We start from the raw sequence: 1017 nt of genomic DNA, 5'->3' as shown, positions 1-1017 counted from the left end.
GCCATTCCCAAATACATCGGATTTCTAGAAAACCGATACACACCGGCAGACACCAAGACCGTTGATTTTTGAGGGGTATAAGGGTTAACAGTTGTCTTGGAGTGAACAAACTGAATGACAGCGGGCAGCAATAGCACAACGGCCAAGAAGAAGAACGCAAAGCTAAACCAAAAAAGCCCAGCCATTTTAATCCATGAAGGCGAATAGAAGTCGACAGCAATGATGACTGCAGCGAATACAAGAGTAACGATCGGCGGGGGAATACGCATTTAGTTAAGCCACATAAAAGAAATCATCTACAGGGCGCTAGAAGCACCCACCAAGGTTCAGTATATTTTACACTGCGTTCGTTTTATAAGTCATCCTAAGGTTTACCTGAATCCGGAATTACAACTTGGTAAATAAGCCTTTCGGCTGATCATTCTAAGCCCTACTGACCACTATTATGCTTACATCGAAACAAATTAGAGCATCAGGCCTTATTCGTTTCATTGTCTCTCCTTAAACTGGTTAAACAGTTACCCTTTGCGGTGTTTGGTTATGTTCGGCAACCTCTCACCGCTTTTTTTTGCCAAAAAAAAGGAGACCGTAGCCTCCTTTCAAACGTGTTTTATTAAAAGCTACCAGCCAGTGGTTTCCTTTAATGCCTTGCCGATATCCGCCAGACTTTTAACCGTTTTCACCCCAGCACTTTCCAATGCCGCGAACTTGTCTTCCGCAGTGCCTTTGCCACCAGAAATGATCGCCCCAGCATGCCCCATACGCTTACCTGGAGGCGCTGTCACACCAGCGATATAAGAGACTACAGGCTTAGAGACGTTGTCTTTAATATAAGCCGCAGCTTCTTCCTCGGCCGTACCGCCGATCTCACCTATCATCACAATCGCTTCGGTTTGAGGGTCATTCTCGAACATTTCTAGTATGTCGATAAAGTTTGAACCGGGAATAGGATCACCACCAATACCAACACACGTCGATTGACCAAAACCGTGATCCGTAGTCTGCTTTACAGCCTCG

Annotated in this window: 1 protein-coding gene and 1 pseudogene; both read right to left on the bottom strand. The window is 45.4% G+C overall.

Features of this window, described 5'->3' with window-relative positions:
- The coding region (locus A3750_RS24725; protein ID WP_304440151.1) for a methyltransferase at positions 1 to 269 on the bottom strand (269 nt) is incomplete at its 3' end.
- A 351-nt stretch (positions 270 to 620) separates the two neighbouring features.
- Positions 621 to 1017, bottom strand: a pseudogene (locus A3750_RS00465) (succinate--CoA ligase subunit alpha); the annotation flags it as partial.

It is taken from the genome of Oleiphilus sp. HI0079 (genome assembly GCF_001635105.1).
This window is presented reverse-complemented; position numbering and strand designations above follow the sequence as displayed.